This is a genomic window from Saccharopolyspora erythraea (assembly GCF_018141105.1).
Taxonomy (GTDB): Bacteria; Actinomycetota; Actinomycetes; order Mycobacteriales; family Pseudonocardiaceae; genus Saccharopolyspora_D; species Saccharopolyspora_D erythraea_A.
In genome coordinates, this window is record NZ_CP054839.1 from 6,030,943 (window position 1) to 6,049,091 (window position 18,149).

Below are 18,149 nucleotides of genomic sequence, written 5' to 3' on the forward strand. Positions count from 1 at the left end.
TCCTTGCATGCGAAAGAGCAGGAGAAGGTTAGACCATGGCCGGCTCGGGAACCAAGATGTCGGCCTGGCAGAGGATGCGGGCCGCACGGCGGATGGTGATCCACCGCGGCCCGGAGGGGGCCGGTTCACCGCTGGTGACGGCGACGACACCGGCTGGAGTCCCGATCCGCAGCTCAGTCGCTCCGGGGGCGGCCGAGGCGGCGTGCACGACGGATCCAGCGAGCAGGTTGGCGACCGCGACACCGACCGCGGAGGTCAGCCCGACAGCCGGGTGCGGTGAGTTCATGGACAGCATCCGCACCGCCACGTCGTAGTCCTCGGCACCGACCTCGTCGCCCAGCCACGTCCGGTAGGACGCCGGGCTGCCGACGATGCCGACTTTCGGTACCGCGTCGTCCGGGGCATCGCCGCGTGCGGCCAGCCCCATGCCGTGGGCGGCTCGGTGCCGGAACCGGCGCAGTACGTCGACCAGGTCGCCGATCTCGTCGAGGCCTTCGGTTCCTGTTCGGCCGAGGGCCGCGGCGTCGAGCAGGACCATGGGTGCGCCGGCGTCGAGCATGCTGGCGCGAGCCGTGATTCCTGCCGCCTCCAGTTCCTCGGCGACGTGCCCCGTGGGCGAGGTCGACCCGGTCACGCCTCCGCAGGGATTCAGGAACTTCAGCCCCACCGCCACTCCCCCGGCCCGGGTTCCGGGCACGGTCTGAGTACCGAACTCGTGCACACGACCGCCGGTGGTGTCGACCTCGGCCTCCAGCACCGCACCCGTGTTGACGTTGCGCATGGCAACCCGCGTCACATCCCCTGCAACAGCAACCAGGCCAGTGGACACCGACCACAGTGCGATCGCAGTAGCGCAATTGCCACAGTTGCTCCCCCACTCCACACGGCCGATCCCGATACCGACCTGTCCGAAGAGGTAGTCGACATGCACGCCGGGCACGGCGGAAGGGCGGATGACGGCGGCTTTCGACGTCGTCGGCGTAGCGCCACCCACGCCGTCGAGCTGCACCGGGTCGGCAGCCCCGTAGGCGTTGACCAGCAGCGCCTCCAGATCGTCCACGGTTCCGGGTAGATCGGATTCGGCGAACAACCAGCACTTGCTGGTACCGCCGCGGACCAACGTCGCGGGAATGTGCACGGAACCTTCTTCCATCACCGAGCGAAACCGATGGCGAGTACCTTGACAAGGCAGAGGGTTCAGTACAATGTTCGGATTCTTATAGTCGGTTTAGCGCTACTAACACCTCGGGGTGGGGCCGGATGCTCGACGTGCGCAGGGTGCTGCTCCTCGTGGAGGCATCCGACCGCGGATCCCTCACCGCGGCGGCGGAGGCACTGGGGATCACGCCCTCGGCTGCCTCGCAGCAGATGTCGCGGCTGGAGTCCGAAGTCGGTCAGCCGCTGCTGCACCGGCTACCGCGGGGTGTCCAACTCACCGACGCGGGTCGTGCGCTCGCGGATCGTGGACGCGCCATCCGGCGCGAGCTGCGGGGTGCGCAGGCAGACCTGGAGTCGTTCGCGCAGCTCGACAGGGGAACCCTCCGGCTGGGATCGTTCCCGACAGCCAGCGCCTCACTGCTTCCGCTGGCGCTGACGCGGTTCTCCCGCAAGCACCCGGCGATGCACACCACCGTGCGATCGGCGTTGCTCGCCGAACTGCTCGAACTGCTGCACACCGGCGAGATCGAACTGGCGTTGCTGTGGGACTACGACTGGAACCGGGTCGATGACGACTCCATGGAGATCGAGCACCTGCTCGACGACCCGACGGTCCTGGTGGTCCCGGCGAACTCGGAGCTGCTGGACGAGCCGGAGATCAGCCTGGCAGACCTCGCGGGGCAGGAGTGGATCATCCGGGCCGACAACCACCCGGTCGCCGAGGTTCTGCGGCGCAGTTGCCGGCTCGCCGGGTTCGAACCCGGGATCTCCTACGAATCGCACGACTACCAGGAGGCGCAGGCAATGGTGGCCGCGGGACTGGGAATCGCGATCGCACCCCGGCTGGCGCTGACCAACCGCCGCCACGACGTCCGGCTGGTGAACTTCGCCACCGACGTCCCAGCTCCGACCCGCCGAATCCTGTTGGCACGCATGGCAAGCCGGACCCCGACACCGGCCGCGGCAACGATGGCCGAGATCGTCCAGGCGGTCGCGGCGAAATTCGCCGACTCCAACCTCCACCGCATGCAGCTGGGCACGGTCAGACGAAACTAGTCCCCCGTGCGTTTGCTACACACCGACCAATGGCTGCGGGTGGAGCGCCGCCGGCGTAGGGCCGCCCCCAATCGCCCCCACGAAGGCGATCCTCCGGCGAGCTCGACGCTGTGAACGCGCCCTCTCTCGACGGTCAGCCCAGCAGCGGCTTCACCTTCTCACCGAAGTTCCGCACGCCGCTCTCGAAGTCGTCGAAGGTGAACATCATGCCCTCGACACCGGGCATCCGCGCCACCTTGTCGAGCTGACGCGCGACGGTTTCGTAGGAGCCGACCAGCGTGGCCATGTTCAGGTTGACCGCCCCTTCGGGAAGGTTGATCGTGCGGGCGGTTCCGCCCGCGTCGGCGGTGGTGTCCTTCGACCCCTGGTCGGACATGTATCCGAGGGCTTCCAGGTCCGCCCCGGAGCGGTAGGATTCCCACTTCGCCTGAGCCGCCTCGTCGGTTTCGTCCATGATCAGCATGAACAGCGGCAACGATCCGACGTCCCGGCCGGTGCTCTTCGCCTTCTCCGCCAGCCGTCGCACCGGCGCCTCGTAGGTTTCGGGCGTGTTGATACCGGGGCTGAGGATGAAGTTGTAGTCACCCATCTCCGCGCAGAACTGCATACCGCGCTCGGACTGGCCCGCACAGACGATGTCGATCTGCCCCGACGGCCGTGGCTCCAGCCGGCAGTCCTGCATGCTGAAGTGCTCACCTTCCAAAGTGCACACTCCAGTGGTCAACAGGTCGCGCATCACCTGAACGTATTCGGTGGCGTAGTCGTAGCGGTACGTGAAGTACTCATCGCCCGGCCACAGCCCCATCTGGTCGTATTCGGCCTTGGCCCATCCGGACACGATGTTGATGCCGAAGCGGCCCGGTGCGATGGAGTCGATGGTCGTGGCCATCCGGGCCACCAGCGCGGGCGGCAGGGTCAGCACAGCCGTGGACGCGTAAAGCTTGATGCGGTCTGTGACAGCGGCCAACCCCGCCATCAACGTGAAGGATTCGAGGTTGTAGTCCCAGAACTCCGTCTTGCCCCCGAAACCACGGAGCTTGATCATCGACAGCGCGAAGGCGAAGTCCTGACGCTCCGCCTCGAGCACGATGTTCTTGTTCAGCTCGAACGAGGGCTGGTACTGGGGTGCGCTTTCCGAGATGAGCCAGCCGTTGTTCCCGATCGGGATGAACACGCCGAAATCCAATGCGACCCTCCTGGTCGAGCTTTCCACCGACTAACAGCCCGAGTGCCGCACTGCACGGGCCCCGGCACCAGTCTGTAGACGCACAGGTGCCACGTGTGTTGATCTTGTACTGATGAGACCTGATTCACAACGGTCACCACCACGAAGTTCCTTGTCCGAAACCATTTCCGCGGTGACTGATCGAGCTGTACGAACGCGATCAAACCTGGCTGATCGTCTACACCCGTGAGCCCTGAGCACGCGGCAGGTGACGGCGGGGCTCTCCCCCCTCCGGGAACAGCCCGCCGTGCGATGGCCAGGCTGTGTCGTCGGCGGCCAGCCATGGCTCGTTCGCGGCGGCGGTGGGGGTTGTCCCGGTGAACGCGCGGACGTCGTGGTGGAGGTGGGACTGGTCGGCATAGCCACCCTCCGCCGCCACCCCGGCGGGGGCGTGCCCGCGGACCAGGCGATGGACGGCGTGGTCGAAGCGGACCAGCATGGCGGCGCGTTTGGGTGTCAGGCCGATCCGTGAGCCGAAGCGCGACCACAGGCGCTGCCGACTCCATCCGGTCCCGGCCGCGAGGTCGCTCACGCGGGCTCGGCCGTGGCTGGCCACGATCTGGCGCCAGGCCCAGGCCACCTCGGGCTCGACCTCCCGGCCCGCGTGAAGCCGGGCAGACAGCTCCGCGTCGATCAGCGCGAAGCGCTCGGGCCACGTTCGCGCCTGGTGCAGCCGCTCTCGAAGGCGCGGCGTGTCGCGGCCCCACAAGTCATCAAGCGCGATGACGCTACCGCCCAACTCGGCGAGCGGGAGCCCGAGCAAGGGGCACGCGGCAAGCGGAGACAGGCGAATCTGGATGCATGCGATGCCCTCGGCGCACACCTGGAACGCGCTGAAGGCGAGCCCGGCGGCCAAGCTCTCCAACCGCATTCGGCCGGTCGCGCCGTGGATGTCGAACGGGCGGTCACCGAACTCGACGGCCACGGTGATGGCCGGATGGGGAATGGCGCGCAGTTCGACGGGACCGCGAATGCGGAATCCCGCCATGTCGACCCCGGACAGCGCGGTCACCCGCGACGGTCGCGCGATCTCCCAGTCAGCGGTCGAATCTGCCGTCCGGACACCTGGTCGCACATGCCAACTCTACGAGCGCCTCAGCACCGGGAACAAGGCGCTGACATTTCTCCAAGACGCATTGTGTTGGGCGCCGGAAGAGTGATGGCACCCCCGCAAACGACAGACAGAGGCGCCATGGACGAGACGACCACTCCGCAAGACCGACACACCCACCGCCGCGTGGACGCGACCCCGAACGGTCCGCGCGGCTGGAGGTCGTGGAGGCCCCGGCGGCGAATCACGCCGCTGGCCGCCGGTGGGCTGGTTGTCCTGCTGGCGTCGAACACGATGGTCGTGCGCGCGGAGACAACAGAAGCCTCCGGCGAGCAGATCGTGCACGTTCCCGGCGGGGACATGCACGTCGTGCAGGATGGACCGCCCGGCGCGCCCGCGGTGGTGCTCCTGCACGGTCTGGCCGGCTCAACCGCGTGGTGGGACCCGGTGCTGCCGGCATTGCGGGACCTGCACGTCGTGCGCGTGGACCTGCTCGGGCACGGTGGATCAGCCAAACCGGCCGATGGCTACGGCATCGCCGAGCACGCGGACCTGGTGGGGGCCGTACTCGATCGGCTCGGGGTGCGCCGTGCGACCGTCGTCGGGCATTCCACCGGCGGCGCGGTCGCCACGTCGCTCGCAGAGCAGCGCCGCGACCTGGTGGCGGCGATCGCCCTGATCGACACCGGCCCGCGGGCGGACGCCTTCCTCGGCGACAGCGTCGTCGCCGACCTGATGACGACGCCCGTGGTCGGGGAGCTGATCTGGCGGCTGCGCACCGACGGCACGATCCGCCGCGCGCTGAGCACCGCGTTCACCCGCGAGGTGCGCATCCCCCGCCAGCTCGTCGCCGACATCCGGGCCATGACCTATCGGAGCCTGACCGCAACCGACGAAGCGTCCAGCGCGTACCTGGAGGAACGACCCATCCCCGACCGGCTCGCCGGCCTCGGCCTGCCGACCCTGGTGATCTTCGGCGCCCAGGACCGGCGATGGCAGCCGTCCTCAGCACAGGACTACCGCCGAGTCCCCCACGCCCGGATCGAGATCCTCGACGGTGTCGGCCACACACCCATGTTCGAGACCCCCGACATCACCGGAGCTCTCCTGCACGGCTTCGCCGTCGAAGCCACGCCACATTGACCTGGCACCACCGCCGAGCCCGCCCGGCTGTGCCACCCCGACCCCGCGACAGCTCGACGCCGCCCGCGTGACCCGCCACGCGCCCACCCAGCCCTGCCCGCGACCTCCGCACAGGTCGGCCGACATCGACTGCCTGCACCTCGGGTCCAGGCGGCCATGCGCCGATGCCACGCGACCATGTCCTCGCTCTGATCACCGGCCGTCCCAGCACGGAGAGCGCCAAGGTCGCGCCGCGGTCGTCCACCCCCCGCGCCAGCACGCTCCGTGAACGATCCACCCACCGCCAGCGCGGGCTGCCTCGTCAGGCGGGGCTCCGCCAGCGCGCTCCCGGCAGCAGCACCGCTTCACCGAACGCGGCCACGACCAGCCGGGATCTCATGGCTCAGCTCAACTACCACCCCGACCTGCCGGTCAACCAAGAACGACATGACGGCCGAGCGCGGCAGGCGTTGACTGGTGGTGTGAACGATGGCGCTGAGCACGGTGGCCGATCGGGGTTCGAAGCGCGGTTCGCAGCCACGCAGCAGGACCACGATGGCGCCACAGGTGCTCGAATGGCAGTTCGAGCACGACGCGTGGGCATCACCGCGGCGACTCTCCTCCAGCCGCGGACTCCCCTGGCGTTCGGTGCTCAGCGCGTGCTGGTTCGCAGTCCGCTGGTCGGCGGTTCGGCCGGTCCGACGCGTCGGCTGCGAACCCGATGCCGCAGTGGGACGGCGCCGCCGGGTACGCGGGCGCGGGTGGCCGACGCCGTCGGCGACCGATCCCACAGGTGTCTTCAGCGGTTCCGGTCGCACACAGCTACGAGGCACGTGCGGCTCGGCAGACAGACGCGCCAAGCCCTTCGTGCGTTATCCGGACCGCGCCGGCCCGAGGGGAGGAGCCCTCATGGCTCGCCGTGACGACGCGAGCGCTTCCGACCCAGTTGAAGCGTTTCCCACCAAGCACATCCCGCCGCCGCAGGTGCGGGATCTCCCCGAGCCGCCCGCCCGGCAGTGGCGCTACATCGGCCCGGGCATCGTCGCCGCCGGGGTCGGCCTGGCCACCGGCGAGTTCATCCTGTTCCCCTACATCACCTCCCAGGTCGGCCTGACCTTCGTGTGGGCGGCGCTGCTGGGCCTGCTGACGCAGTTCTTCCTGAACATGGAGATCGAGCGCTACACCCTGGCCACCGGTGAAACCGCGGTCACCGGATTCAGCCGCCTGTGGCGGCACTGGGGTCTGGTGTTCGCGATCATGGCGTACTTCGCCAATCTGTGGCCGGCATGGGCGACGAGCTCGGCATCACTGCTGACCTACGCGACCGGTGGCAACAAGAACGTCGTAGCCGTGGCCATGCTGGTGGCGATCGCGCTCATCCTCACCCTGGCGCCCACGGTCTACACCGCGCTGGAACGCGCCGAGATGCTCAAGGTGGCGGCGATCCTGGTGCTCATCGTGGTCGGTTCGCTGTTCGTCATCGGGGCCTCGACCTGGATGGACGTGCCGACGATCGTGACCCAGCCACGATTCCCGGCCGCCGAACTCGGATTCGCCGTGTTGCTCGGCGCGCTGGCGTTCGCCGGCGCCGGCGGCGGGCAGAACCTGGTGCAGAGCAACTGGATCCGAGACAAGGGCTTCGGCATGGGCCAGCACATGCCGAAGATCGTCTCGCCGCTGACCGGACACATCGAAGCGCGCGGCCAGGCCGGCTTCATATTCCCGCCCACCCAGGAGAACCTGGGCCGTTGGCGGGTGTGGTGGCGCTTCGCCAACAAGGAACAACTGCTGACCTTCGTGCTGATCACGTTCCTGTCCATCATGTTCATGTCGCTGCTGGCCTACGCCACGGTCTACGGCAAACCCGACCTGCCCGACGACGTGTCCTTCCTGCAGATCGAGGGCGAGCAGATGATGCAGCTCGCCGGGACCTGGTTCGGCTACTTCTTCTGGGTCGTGGGCGCGTTCTCGCTGTTCGCCGCGGCGCTGGGCATCGTCGACTACACCAGCCGACTGGCCGCCGACGTGCTCAAGACGAACTACTTCCCCAACGCCTCGGAAAGCAAGATCTACGCCGGACTGGTCTGGGGCCTGGTGCTCATCGGGACCGCGATCATCGCCGGCGGACTCGGCCAACCGCTGCTGCTGGCCGTCATCGCGGCCTGCATCGGCGGCGTGATGATGTTCATCTACTCCGGACTGCTGATCGCGATCAACCGGAAGATTCTGCCGGCGCCGATCCGCATCCGCAGTTACCGGCTCGTGGCGCTGGTCTGGTCGATCCTGCTGTTCGGGGTGCTCTCGGTGCTGACGGTGCAAGAAGAGCTCGGCGATCTGTTCGGTTGAGCAGGACTCCTCCGCGGGTGATCGGCGACCCGCGCCGCGGGCGCGGACACCCGGTTCCGGGGCGAGCGGGTGTTCACGGCGTGGGTATACCGCCAGGGCGTGCGGGGCGCCCGAAGCGCACGGCGACGCCGGGCGAGTACAGGACGCTCACGGGTTCACCGAGCGCCGTGCGCAGCCCTGCCGCTCTGGTGAGATCCTCCTCGCACTCGACCAGCTCGGCGCGGTGCAGGGGCCACCGCGGGTGAGTGTTCGGGAGGTACATCTCGCGACCGAAGAACGTGTTGTGCATGCCCCATCGGGCTGTGAGGAAATGTTCCAGGGCGGTGGGCTCCTGGATCCGCTCGCCCGGACGTACGGTGATCCGGCTGCGCGCACCCCGAGGTCCCGGCCAGCGCCTGGTGCTGGTGTAGGTGACGGTGTCATCGCTGTGGCGAATGGTCATCCGTGACCACAGATATGGCAGGCGGAACACGGTTCGCGCGACCGCTACGGGTATGAGGCGGGAGGCGTCGAGCGAACGGAAAACGACACCGCGACGGCCATGGGCATCCACGGAGTAGAGACGGACGTTGGTCTCCGGAAACGAACCCAGATAGGGCACGCCGGGGAGGCGGAACCACCCGACGCGGTGCATGCGGAAGGGAACGAGACCGACATAGGTGGCCCCGTCGAGCGTGTCCGGCACGGTTCCGGTCGGCAGAAGGTGGGCCACGTCTGCCGGAGCGACGGCCCAGTGCAGGAAGGCCAGGTCGAGCCACGACTGCGTGAGCAGCGGGTTCCCGGTGGAACCGGGCGGGTCGGCGCCGATCGGTTCGGGAGTGGGCGGCGTGACGGACACGACGCCAGCATCGCACAGGCGTTGGGACTACATCCGCGAGAAGCCGAGAGCACGCGCTATCGGCCCTGGATCGCCTGGCCGCTCGGGACTTTCTGCTCTGCACACGATGACTGACGCGTCGCAAGCTGCGGGCGTCGTGGGAGCTGTGGGGAACGAGTCGGTAGTGATTGCTCAGTGGGAGAACAAGCTCGGGCATCTCACCAGCGCCGGCACCACAACCTCGTCGCCCGGGGGCACGACGAGATGCATGACCCAGCACCATTCGCCATCGGTGCTGTGGCGCTGAAGCTCGAGCAGGTGCGCTCCTCGGCGTGGCGCGGCCCCTGGGGTGATGGCGACGGAGTCGTTCGCCAACGACATCGGCGACGCCCCTGAATCCGGCATGTGCCGTCACGACACTCACCAGCCAAGGAGACCGTCCAGATGCAGGCGACCGACAAGCCACGCCACCGCAGCATCGCCGTGGACGGACTCGAGGTCTTCTACCGCGAGGCCGGCGCGGCGGACAAGCCCTGCGTGCTGCTGCTGCACGGCTTCCCGAGCTCCTCGCACACCTTCCGGGACGTGCTCTCGCCGCTGGCAGAGGTGAGCCGGGTCATCGCCCCGGACCTGCCGGGCTTCGGTTTCTCCTCCGCTCCCGGCGTCGACGAGTACGAGTACACGTTCGCCAACCTGGCCGACACAGTCGAGACGTTGCTCGAGCAGATCGGCGTCGACGAGTTCTTCGTCTACCTCCACGACTTCGGCGCCCCGGTCGGCTACCACCTCGCCACCCGGCGTCCCGAGCGCATCCTCGGGCTCATCGTGCAGAACGGCAACGCCCACGAGGACGGCCTGGGTAGCCAGTGGGACAGCACACGGGCCTTCTGGGCCGATCCTTCGGAGGCCAACCGTGCCCGGCTGCCCGAGTGGCTGAACTTCGAGGGCACTCGCGAGCAGTACCTGGGCGGGCTGCCGGAGCGGGCACGCGTCCTCCACCCGCCCGAGGCGTGGCACCTGGACTGGGAGCGGATGTCGCGGCCGGGCAACGTCGAAGCCCAGTTCCAGTTGTTCCGCGACTACGCCGGCCACGTCGCCCGGTTCGGCGAGCTGGCCGACTACCACCGGTCCCGCCAGCCGCCGTGCCTGCTGCTCTGGGGCCGCCACGACCCGTTCTTCGACCTGTCCGAGATCATGGGCTACGCGCGAGTGCTCGACCGGCTCGAGATGCACGTCTACGACGGCGGCCACCTCCTGCTCGAAACCCACGCGCCCGAGTGCGCCGCGGCAATCGCGTCCTTCGTCGCCGATGTCACCGCCGAGCGCGCCATGGCCGACGATGTCACCAGTCGTCGGCGCTGACGTAGTGCGCGTCCAAGCCGAACCGGAGCCGATCCGCGAGGACCAGGTCAAGCGGCTGCGCGCACCGCTGAACAACGAGCGCGTGCTGCTGCCGGACGCACTCGAACCGCTCTCGCTCGTCGAGCCGGACCCGCTCGACTCCCACCGGCCCGACCTGCTCGACTCCAATTAAGATCATCGGCGTGCCTTCTCTCGCTGAAGATTTCATGTTGCTAGTGCTCGACGACGAGTCCGGCCGTCCCCTCATCGACAGCGTGTCGCTGGAGCACGCGCTGGCGGGCGCGGTTCTGCTGGAACTCGTGAACACCGGCCGGGTGTCTCCCGCCGGCGCCGACGACGAAGACGTCAAAGAAGGCCGGCTGCTCGTGCGGGACGACTCGGCCACCGGTGATGCCGTGCTGGACGACGGGCTCAGCCGCTTGGAGAAGAAGCCCGTCAAGGCCAAGCGGGCTGTCGAGCTGCTCGTCAAGGGAATCCGCGCCGCGGTGCTGGAGCAGCTTGCGGAACGTGGCCTGATCACCACCGAGAAGTCCAAGGTGCTCGGTGTGTTCCCGCGCAAGAGCTGGCCTGCGCTCGACACCGAGCACGAGGGCCGGATCCGCGAGCGGCTCAACGCCGTGCTGCTCCGCGGTGAGGAGGCCGATGCCCACATCTCCTCGCTGGTGGTGCTGCTCAGCGCCATTCGCGCCGTGCACAAGGTCGTGGAGGGCGACAAATCGGCGCTGAAGGCTCGCGCGAAGGAGGTCGCGGAGGGCGACTTCGCCGGCCCGGCCGTGAAGAGTGCCATTGCGTCGGTGCACGCTGCTACCGCCAATGTCGTCGTCGTCAGCGGCGGCAGCTGAGCCGCTGGCAGTCGGTTGCCGGCCGGGTGTGCCGTGTCGGCCACATGGGCACACCCGGCGCGGCCGAAGACAGCGCGCTTCCAGAATCCCAGGTCTGCCGTCAGCACCGAGCTGCCTGACCTCGACGAGTGGCAGGACCGCCCTGGACACCATCCGCGTCAGGAGTCTGACGCGCTGACCGGCTGCCTGAGGATGGTGCGGAGCTTCTCGGGCGCGACCTTGCGGAAGTCGCTGAGGTAGATCTCGTGGTGCTTGCCGACCATCCGGAGCCCGTTGTCCGGGATGAACTCGTGGTGCATTCGTGCCAGCACTTCGGCCTCGTCGTCGTAGGAGCCGACATGCAGTGTCTGCACGCAGCGGCCCTCGGACAGCGATGCCAGGCGAACCTCGTCGAGACGCCGCGGGCGATCCTTGGTCGCGATCTGGTCGATGGTGTCGGCGAACATGCCCTGGTCGATCCAGTCAGGGACCATGATCATCAAGGTCCAGTCCCACCGGGACTTGTCTCGTGACGCCGTGAACGCGTCCATGTCGTCAGCCCACCACAGGCCTTCCAGAGGCATGACGACGTAGTCTCGCCCAAGGGTTCGCTTGCTGGCGAACTTCAGCCTGTAGGCCAGCGGGTAGAGCGCCTCGGCAGCGTCGGCGAAGGCCGGGGTGGTGTTGGGGTCGCCGTGCCCGTCGATCATGAGGTACTGCAGGTCCGGCATGTCCACGATTTCGAGCCGACCTCGTCTCGCGCGGTAGGCGCCGATCTGTCTCTTGAAGTCAATCTTGTCCGTCATCAGGCACCTGGACTCGCGCCGCGAGCCACGACCTTTCCGCCTCCAAGAGGCTCAGCGAGCAGGAGAAGACCTCGCGCGCCGGCAACGCGAGGGGAGCCTGTGCCGACTCGGCCTCCTTGACCGCGGCGATACGAGCGTCGACGTGGGCGAGTCGCTCGCAGAGCGCCTGTGCGTACTCCCGCCGCGAAAGCAGGGACAGGTTCGAGACGCCCACGAGAAGGGAGTGCGGGACAGCGTGCAGTTCTCCGATGAGCGCGAACGCGCTGCGGGCGGCGGCCTCCCGCCCCGAGGCCGTGGCGTGGAAGACGCGCCGGGACTTCGCACCCGCCGCCGCGCGGGGAGCGTGGACGAGCCCGCGCTTCTCGAGCTTGGCGAGCAGGTAGTAGATGGAGGAGAACCCGATCTCGCTCCACTGGCGGATCCCGCGGCGCTCGATGACCTGCTCCAGGTCGTAGCCGTGCTGCGGGCTTTCGGTGATCAGCCCGAGGACGATCAGTTCCGACGGCGTGAGCTCCACGACGCTATTCTACTACTAGAATAGGGCCCACGAGCGGCCGAGCGGCCGCGGCTTCGCGGGCCTGTCGGATCCACTATGGACATGGCGACAGATCTTGGGCCGCGTGCACGTCCGGGGCCGCAGCGGATGCCGGAAAAGCGCGATCCGATCGGGGTGGCGGTGAGTAGTCGGCCCCGAACGTGGGTAACCGAATGCAAGCCGCTTCCACGAACGGCATGTCCACGATCGCGCCCGAAAGGAAGGTCGACACGATGACTACGGCACGGGAGATCATGTCCAGCGGTGCGGAGTGTGTTCGGACGGACCAGACCGCGGCGGATGCCGCGCGGCTCATGGCCGAGCTCGGGGTCGGCGGTCTTCCGATCTGCGGACCCGATGACAAGATCAAAGGTGTCGTGACCGACCGTGACCTGATCGTCAAGGTGGTGGCCCAGGGCCGGGACGTCGGCACGTTCCCGGCCGGGGACCTGAACCAGGCCGAAGCGGTCACCGTCGGCGCCGACGATCCCGCCGAAGAGGTCCTGGCCACCATGGGCCGCCACAAGGTCCGGCGGCTGCCCGTCATCGACGGTCAACAGCTCGTCGGCATGATCAGCCTGTCCGACGTCGCCCGATCGCTGCCACACACCGAGGTAGGGGAACTGGTCGACGCCCTGTCCACCGACTGAGGCCGCGGAACGAAGCGGGAGGCCGCAGTGCGCGGCCACCGCTTCGCCCGCGCGCCAGCCACAACGATCTCCGGGCCTCGCAGGTCGTCAGCCACATGCTCGGCACGCAGTTCGGTTGGATCGCTTTCCACAAGGGACCTCACCGGCGATTGACGTCACCGGCCGAGGGCGGTGCCGCTCCAGCATCGTCCTGGAGCGGCACCGCGGCGACCGGGGGAAAGCGCACGGGAAGTGCGGTGAGACCGCGGTAGAACGGACCGGGCCGCCACGAGAGCCGGTCGGTAGGACATGCGAGTCGCATCTCCGGTAGCCGGTCGAGCAGCTTCTCGATGGCCGCCGAGGCGATGATGCGGGCGGGCCGCTGGGCAGGGCATCCGTGCGGGCCCGCGCCGAAAGCCAGGTGGGCTCGGTTGCCGACCCGGTGCGTGGAGGTTCGGGCCGGATCCCTGTTGGCAGCGGCGAGACTGATCACCACCGGCTCATCCTGCGGCAGGTGAACGCCGTCGAGGTGGACCTCCCGCGTGGGATAGGCGATCGAGTGGTTGGCGATCGGCGGGTCCGCCCAGAGCACCTCGTCGAGTGCGTCCTCGACGGGGAGGGATCCGCCGGAGAGGTCACCGGCGAACCGCTCGTCGGACAGCAGGAGGCGCAGCGCGTTGGAGATCAGGTGCTGCTGTGCTTCGGCACTGATGCCCATGAGGATGACGAGCTGGTGGACCACCTCGTCATCGCTGAGCTGCGCGGAGTGAGCCATGAGCCTGGATGTGACGTCTCTGCCGGGGCGTCCGCGTTTGGAGTGCACGAGGCGCCGAAGGCACTCGTCGAGGTCAGCGCCGGCTTCTGCAGCCGCGCCGGCATCGGCTGCGTCGGCGATGTGCGCCATGTCGGCGAGCAAGCGCTTCCCGAGATCGGGCGGGCAGCCGAAGAGCCAGGTGAGGACCCGCAGCGTCAAAGTCCCCGCGTACTGGGGCAGGAGATCGGCCTCACCGGCCGAGCCGAACTCGTTGATCAACGCATCGGCGCTGCGCTCCACGTGTTCGCGCACCGCGTTGGGATTGACGTGGCTCAGGCAGTCGGTGACGGCCCGTCGCAGGCGGGCGTGCCGGTCGCCGTCGCTGAACTGGCAGTTCGGCCGGTAGCCCATCATCGGGAGCACAGGGCTGTCGGCCGGGACTCCTGCCTGCCAGCGGCGGGGATCCTTCGAGAACGTGGTCGGGTCGCGCAGCACCTCCAGCGCCATGTCGTAGCTGACGACCAGCGTGGCGGGCACGCCGGGGCCGAGTTCGACCGGTGCCGCGGGACCTTCCTCCCGCAGCTGGTCATAGGTGCGGGAGGGGTCCTCCGCGAACTCAGGCCCGTGCAGCGGTGTGCGCCGGGCGGGACAACGCCGGGCTCGGGCTTCGCCAGTTGCGTGCTGGGAGGTCACACGGGCTCCTGATGGGTAGCGAGCAGGTATTCCACGAAAGCGATCAGCGCACGGGTCGACGATCTCTGATCGCGAGCGTCGCAGGTGGTCAAGGGCGTCGCCGGCAGAAGATCCAGTGCCTCCCGCAGTTCGGCCTTGGCGAACTCCGGGGCGCCGTCGAACTCGTTGACCGCGACCGCATACGCCAGCTCGCGTTCTTCCAGGAGGTCCATGACGTCGAAGGACTGCTCCAGCCGGCGCGTGTCGACGAGCACCAGGGCACCGAGCGCGCCATGGGCGATGTCGTCCCACAGCGGTGTGAAGCGCTGCTGTCCCGGGACGCCGAAGAGGTAGAGGACGAGGTGGTCGGCGAGGGTGACGCGGCCGAAGTCCATCGCCACGGTCGTGCTGCGTTTGCCCCGCACCTCGGCCAGGTCGTCGATCCCGTCGCCGGCCTGCGTCATGATCTCCTCGGTGTGCAGCGGCCGGATCTCCGACAACGTCGTGACGAAGGTGCTCTTGCCAACGGCGAATGAGCCGACGACCAGGAGCTTGACCGTCCTGCGCACGCTCGTGGGCAGGTGGACGTCCTCAGAGGCGCGTGCGAAGTCCATCGAGCACCTCCTGGAGCAGATGCACGTCGGGCCCCTGCGCATCCGGTCTGGGTGCCTGGATGGCCAGCTGGCCGCTTTCGACGAGGTCCGAGAGGAGGACTTTCGCCACGCTCAGCGGAAGCCGCAGGTGCCCGGCCACCTCGGCCACTGACAACGCCCCATGCTGGCAGAGCTCGAGCACACGACGTTGCTCCGGCGTGGCACCGCTGAGCGAGCGACCCGTGCCGACGACCAACGTGACCGGATCCAGGGCGGTGCCGGTCGGGTGGGCGCGTCCGGCGGTGATCACGTGCGGCCGCACCAGTCCCTCGCCCCGCCGACTTGAAGTCACGGCTGACCGCCCGCGCCCTTTCGTGCTGGGCTCGCCAGGTACGTGCCGAGACGCTGGACCAATTCCTGGATGCGGAAGGAGACCGCCTCCACATCGACCTGCTCCGTGGTGGACACGGCGACATATGCGCCGTCGCCTGCCGCGGCGAGGAAGATGTAGCCTCCGTCGAACTCGCTGACGGTCTGGCGCCACGAGCTCGGCGCGTCGCCGCAGAACGCCGCGGTGTTGCGCGCCAAGGACTGCAGGCCGGACATGCCCGCGGCATGCCGCTCGGCATCGTCCCTGCTGATGCCCTGCGAGTGGGCGGTGAGCAACCCGTCGGCCGACAGCAGGACCGCGTGCAACGTGCCGGGCAACCTCATCGCGTCGTCGAGCATCCAGCCCAGGTTGTTGTTGCCGGAATCGTTCATTCCTGTCGATTTCCCTCGTTGTCAGACGGTGTGGTGTTCCGGCCGGAGAGGGTGCCGCGCTGCCATGCTCCCAGTCCGGTCGAGGCGGGTCCGGCAGAGCGAGCGGGAGGCTCGTGCGCCGTGCTGGACGGCTCGGGCGCCCTCTGGCGGCGACGCCGCTTCGGGAGCCCGCCGGCCGTTGATCGCTGGGCAGGCAGGTCGCCCACGCTGGAACCTTGCGGGTCGGCTTCGGAGATCTGCGGGTCGGGCTCTGGTGCCGCGACGGAGGTGAGGAGCTCGTTGGGGAGGAAGACCACGGCACGTACACCCCCGTAGGGAGAGACCGTGTCGACCGAGACGCTGAAGCCGTAGCGAGCAGCAAGCACGCCGATGACGGCGAAGCCGACCTGCGGGGGGTCGCCGAGCGCGGTGATGTCCACCGACCGGCGTCCTCCGGACAGCACGGTCGTCGCACGTTCCCGCGCCTCGGTGTCCATGCCGATTCCGGCGTCGTCGACGACGACGGCGATGCCGTTGTGGGCCGGGTGGAAGTTGACCTCGACGGTCGTCGTCGGTGGCGAGTAGCGCGCGGCGTTGTCGAGCAGTTCCGCGAGGGTGAGGACCACCGGCTCGACCGACCAGCTGGTGACTGCGACGTCGGACTGCGCGTGCAGCCGCACACGCAGGTAGTGCCGGATTCGAGAGGTCGCGCCGCGCACGGCGTCGGTGAGCGTGGCCGCCGAACGCTGCTGCCCGGCCCACGAACCGCACAGCACCGCGATGGCCTGCGCCCGCCGGCTGAGCTGGGAGTTCGCGTGGTCGATCTCCAGCAGACCCTCGAGCACGGTGGGATCGTCGTGCTCGTCCTGCATGGTGCTGATCGCGAGCTGCTGCTCCTTGGCCAGGCCTTGGACCGTCTTCATCACCGCCTTCAGCGCGGCCTGTGCCGACTTGTCCGCGCGGGCGAGCGCCTTGTCCGCCGACTCGGCGAACATGACCGTCACCTGCTCGAGCTCGTGCGCGTAGTCGGTGCCCCGCAGCTCCGGGTGCAGCAAGCCCGGTACCTGCGCGGGCCGGTGGTACACGGGATCGGTGAGCGCGGGCAGACGGGTCGTGACCAGATGCGCGGCCTCGTCCTCCCGTTCCCGCAGACCGCGTTCGAGCACCGCGCCGCGGCGACGGAGCCGTGCCGTGATCCGCCGCTGGCGCAGCCACATCGCGCCGAGGGCGACGACGCCCCCGGAAAGGCACCAGGGTGCCACAGCTGAGATGAGTGGTTCCATCAGATCCTCGTGGACATGAGCCGCGTGCAATCCTGACTCGCGTCTACAGAGTTTGAATGGTCAGGATTATGGTGGCTCTGGGTCGAGGGTGAGGCCGGTTTGGGCGAGGAAGCCGGTCAGCAGGTCGGGTCGGTACTGGATGCGTTTGAGGCGGTTGCGCACGATGGCGGCGAGGTGGTCCACGCTGGCGGCGGCGAGGTTGCCCAGGCTGCGCTTGACGTGGGACCACACGCCCTCGGTCGGGTTGAGATCGGGGGCGTAGGCCGGGAGTGGGATGACGTGCAGCCAGTCTCGATTCGTGATCAGCTTGCGCATCGCGGCACTGATGTGGGTGTTGAGGTTGTCCCAGACCAGCACGATCGGGGCCTTCAAGTACTGGTGGGCGGCGTCGAGCAGGGCGGCGTAGTCGGTCTCGGCGAAGCTGCGGCGTTCGCCCTTGCGGGGGCGGTGGATCTTGATCCGGTACAACAGGCGTGTGCGCTGGCCGGGTCGCACGCAGAACAGCCCGGCGACCGAGATGCGGCCAGATCCCTTACCCGACACCGGAATGACCGGGGTGTGTCCGCGTAGCGCCCAAGTCCGTGCCTTCGGCGGCCGTAGCGTATGGCCTGCCTCGTCCTCGAAGCAGATCCACGCCCCACGCTCGGCCGCTAGTCTTTTGCCTGCTGCCACACCTCCTCACGCCATGTGGCGATCTTGTCTTCGTCGCGTTCGATCGGCCGGTGCGCGGGCATCTGCGGGCTGAATCCCATGCGGTGCAACAACAACGAGACTCCACGCAGGGTGTAGCGGACACCAAAGAGCCGGGCGATCAGCTCCGCCATCCTGGCTAGGGTCCATCGCTGGTCCTCGGTGTAGCCGTGCGCAGCCGGACCTTCCCGCAGCACCGCAGCCAACTGGTCCAACTGCTCTGGCGCGAGCCGGCATTCAGTACCCGACGGGCCATTGGAGACCAGCCCTGCCTCGCCGCCAGAGCGCCACCGCCGCCGCCACACGTACACGGCGTTGTGTGACACCCGTAATCGCCTGGCGATCTCCGGCACCGGCACGTCCCGGGCGAACAACTCCGCCGCCTGCAACCGAACCGCTTCACGCCGGGCCCGACCCTCAGCCGTCAGCCCACCACCATCGGGATAACGCACCCGAACCAGATACAGCATCCGACCAGCCAATGTCAG

21 protein-coding genes are annotated in these 18,149 nt (G+C 68.4%); 8 read left to right on the forward strand and 13 right to left on the reverse strand.

Features of this window, described 5'->3' with window-relative positions:
* Positions 1–28 precede the first annotated feature (28 nt).
* Entirely contained in the window at positions 29–1,138 is a 1,110-nt protein-coding gene (locus HUO13_RS26930; protein ID WP_249124083.1) for a PrpF domain-containing protein, read from the reverse strand.
* A gap of 122 nt (positions 1,139–1,260) precedes the next feature.
* On the opposite strand from HUO13_RS26930, the gene HUO13_RS26935 reads away from it, so the two are divergent.
* Positions 1,261–2,214: a LysR family transcriptional regulator gene (locus HUO13_RS26935; RefSeq protein WP_211897821.1), complete on the forward strand. Its 954-nt coding sequence runs from the start codon at positions 1,261–1,263 to the stop codon at positions 2,212–2,214.
* A 133-nt stretch (positions 2,215–2,347) separates the two neighbouring features.
* Here the strand turns inward: HUO13_RS26935 and rutA are convergent, their stop codons facing one another.
* Positions 2,348–3,355 carry a pyrimidine utilization protein A gene (gene rutA / locus HUO13_RS26940; protein ID WP_249125178.1) on the reverse strand — a complete coding sequence of 336 codons (1,008 nt, stop codon included), beginning with the start codon at positions 3,353–3,355 and terminating at the stop codon, positions 2,348–2,350.
* Here rutA and HUO13_RS38170 point away from each other — a divergent pair.
* Positions 3,303–3,434: a hypothetical protein gene (locus tag HUO13_RS38170; RefSeq protein WP_282976998.1), complete on the forward strand. Its 132-nt coding sequence runs from the start codon at positions 3,303–3,305 to the stop codon at positions 3,432–3,434. The two genes, rutA and HUO13_RS38170, sit on opposite strands and share 53 nt — an antisense overlap.
* A 183-nt stretch (positions 3,435–3,617) precedes the next feature.
* Here the strand turns inward: HUO13_RS38170 and HUO13_RS26945 are convergent, their stop codons facing one another.
* Positions 3,618–4,451: a helix-turn-helix domain-containing protein gene (locus tag HUO13_RS26945; RefSeq protein WP_249124084.1), complete on the reverse strand. Its 834-nt coding sequence runs from the start codon at positions 4,449–4,451 to the stop codon at positions 3,618–3,620.
* Positions 4,452–4,676: 225 nt separating this feature from the next.
* Here HUO13_RS26945 and HUO13_RS26950 point away from each other — a divergent pair, with 225 nt between their 5' ends.
* Positions 4,677–5,633, forward strand: a complete 957-nt coding sequence (locus tag HUO13_RS26950) for an alpha/beta fold hydrolase (protein ID WP_249124085.1) — start codon at positions 4,677–4,679, stop codon at positions 5,631–5,633.
* A gap of 888 nt (positions 5,634–6,521) precedes the next feature.
* On the forward strand, positions 6,522–7,958 hold the full coding sequence (locus HUO13_RS26955; RefSeq protein ID WP_211897825.1) for an Nramp family divalent metal transporter: 1,437 nt from the start codon (positions 6,522–6,524) through the stop codon (positions 7,956–7,958).
* Between the two features lie 73 nt (positions 7,959–8,031).
* Here HUO13_RS26955 and HUO13_RS26960 read toward each other — a convergent pair whose 3' ends face one another.
* On the reverse strand, positions 8,032–8,796 hold the full coding sequence (locus HUO13_RS26960) for a YqjF family protein (protein WP_211897826.1): 765 nt from the start codon (positions 8,794–8,796) through the stop codon (positions 8,032–8,034).
* Between the two features lie 423 nt (positions 8,797–9,219).
* Here HUO13_RS26960 and HUO13_RS26965 point away from each other — a divergent pair, with 423 nt between their 5' ends.
* The 3 genes from HUO13_RS26965 to HUO13_RS26975 are packed head-to-tail and all read left to right on the forward strand — an operon-like array spanning position 9,220 to position 10,979.
* Positions 9,220–10,137: an alpha/beta fold hydrolase gene (locus tag HUO13_RS26965; RefSeq protein ID WP_211897827.1), complete on the forward strand. Its 918-nt coding sequence runs from the start codon at positions 9,220–9,222 to the stop codon at positions 10,135–10,137.
* Positions 10,115–10,309, forward strand: coding sequence for a hypothetical protein (locus HUO13_RS26970; protein ID WP_211897828.1), 195 nt, complete (start codon positions 10,115–10,117; stop codon positions 10,307–10,309). Before HUO13_RS26965 ends, HUO13_RS26970 begins: the two co-directional genes overlap by 23 nt.
* A 10-nt stretch (positions 10,310–10,319) precedes the next feature.
* Positions 10,320–10,979 (forward strand): GOLPH3/VPS74 family protein, encoded by a 660-nt coding sequence (locus HUO13_RS26975; RefSeq protein ID WP_211897829.1) that lies wholly within the window; start codon positions 10,320–10,322, stop codon positions 10,977–10,979.
* A gap of 158 nt (positions 10,980–11,137) precedes the next feature.
* On the opposite strand, the gene HUO13_RS26980 is transcribed toward HUO13_RS26975, so the two are convergent.
* Together HUO13_RS26980 and HUO13_RS26985 are read right to left on the reverse strand one after the other, a co-directional pair.
* The gene (locus HUO13_RS26980; RefSeq protein ID WP_211897830.1) at positions 11,138–11,764 is read right to left on the reverse strand and encodes a GyrI-like domain-containing protein; all 627 of its coding nucleotides are present in this window, start codon (positions 11,762–11,764) and stop codon (positions 11,138–11,140) included.
* Positions 11,748–12,281 (reverse strand): PadR family transcriptional regulator, encoded by a 534-nt coding sequence (locus HUO13_RS26985; RefSeq protein WP_211897831.1) that lies wholly within the window; start codon positions 12,279–12,281, stop codon positions 11,748–11,750. Before HUO13_RS26985 ends, HUO13_RS26980 begins: the two co-directional genes overlap by 17 nt.
* 251 nt (positions 12,282–12,532) lie before the next feature.
* Between HUO13_RS26985 and HUO13_RS26990 the strand changes: the two genes are divergently transcribed.
* On the forward strand, positions 12,533–12,949 hold the full coding sequence (locus HUO13_RS26990) for a CBS domain-containing protein (protein ID WP_211897832.1): 417 nt from the start codon (positions 12,533–12,535) through the stop codon (positions 12,947–12,949).
* Between the two features lie 139 nt (positions 12,950–13,088).
* Here the strand turns inward: HUO13_RS26990 and HUO13_RS37735 are convergent, their stop codons facing one another.
* From HUO13_RS37735 to HUO13_RS27025, 7 genes are all read right to left on the reverse strand, one after another.
* Positions 13,089–14,375: a cytochrome P450 gene (locus tag HUO13_RS37735; RefSeq protein WP_249124087.1), complete on the reverse strand. Its 1,287-nt coding sequence runs from the start codon at positions 14,373–14,375 to the stop codon at positions 13,089–13,091.
* Complete coding sequence (locus HUO13_RS27000; protein ID WP_211897833.1) at positions 14,372–14,968, reverse strand: GTP-binding protein; 597 nt, start codon at positions 14,966–14,968, stop codon at positions 14,372–14,374. Before HUO13_RS27000 ends, HUO13_RS37735 begins: the two co-directional genes overlap by 4 nt.
* Complete coding sequence (locus tag HUO13_RS27005) at positions 14,946–15,257, reverse strand: DUF742 domain-containing protein (protein ID WP_249124088.1); 312 nt, start codon at positions 15,255–15,257, stop codon at positions 14,946–14,948. Before HUO13_RS27005 ends, HUO13_RS27000 begins: the two co-directional genes overlap by 23 nt.
* 38 nt (positions 15,258–15,295) lie before the next feature.
* On the reverse strand, positions 15,296–15,709 hold the full coding sequence (locus tag HUO13_RS27010; protein ID WP_211897835.1) for a roadblock/LC7 domain-containing protein: 414 nt from the start codon (positions 15,707–15,709) through the stop codon (positions 15,296–15,298).
* Positions 15,706–16,971: an ATP-binding protein gene (locus HUO13_RS27015; RefSeq protein ID WP_211897836.1), complete on the reverse strand. Its 1,266-nt coding sequence runs from the start codon at positions 16,969–16,971 to the stop codon at positions 15,706–15,708. The genes HUO13_RS27010 and HUO13_RS27015 overlap by 4 nt, the downstream gene beginning before the upstream one ends.
* A gap of 66 nt (positions 16,972–17,037) precedes the next feature.
* Entirely contained in the window at positions 17,038–17,643 is a 606-nt protein-coding gene (locus HUO13_RS27020) for a transposase (RefSeq protein WP_249124089.1), read from the reverse strand.
* Positions 17,622–18,131: a winged helix-turn-helix domain-containing protein gene (locus HUO13_RS27025; protein ID WP_211897837.1), complete on the reverse strand. Its 510-nt coding sequence runs from the start codon at positions 18,129–18,131 to the stop codon at positions 17,622–17,624. Before HUO13_RS27025 ends, HUO13_RS27020 begins: the two co-directional genes overlap by 22 nt.
* Between the last annotated feature and the right edge of the window lie 18 nt (positions 18,132–18,149).